This is a genomic window from Streptococcus pseudopneumoniae (assembly GCF_001072925.1).
GTDB lineage: Bacteria > Bacillota > Bacilli > Lactobacillales > Streptococcaceae > Streptococcus > Streptococcus pseudopneumoniae_Q.
This window is the reverse complement of sequence record NZ_JVHE01000103.1, coordinates 1-425: the sequence shown is the minus strand read 5'-3', so window position 1 is coordinate 425 and position 425 is coordinate 1. Positions and strand designations below refer to the sequence as shown.

Here is a 425-nt window from a genome sequence, read left to right as displayed (position 1 = left end):
GTGTCAGTACCTGGATTTTCAGGAGTGATTGGTGTTCCTGGATCTACTGGTTGGCCTGGTTTGCTTGGATCTTTTGGATCTGGCAAGTAAGGTTTATAGCCTGGAACATCTGGAACTACTGGTTTTCCTGGTTTACTTGGATCTGTTGGATCATTTGGATATTTCACACCTGGTGTTGATGGGAAGTTTGGATCATCAGATTTTGGAACCAAGCTTCCAAGTGGTTTGTAGACAACATGGTCTGTTACTTCTGGTTGATCTGGAGTTACCACTTTAGATCCAGCTTCTGCCTTATCAGAGTAGTATCCATCTACAACTGGGACAATCAATTTTCCATAAGTATGACTAGATTCATTCCATGATGTTGTATTTGTAGTTGGATTATGCTTACCTGTGAACGTAAAGCTATCTTGAACATTAGTAGT

At 40.7% G+C, this 425-nt stretch carries 1 protein-coding gene; it reads right to left on the bottom strand.

Features of this window, described 5'->3' with window-relative positions; genetic code table 11:
- Positions 1–425 (bottom strand): mucin-binding protein (locus ADH81_RS11195; protein WP_049527695.1); only part of this gene is annotated, 425 nt, incomplete at both ends.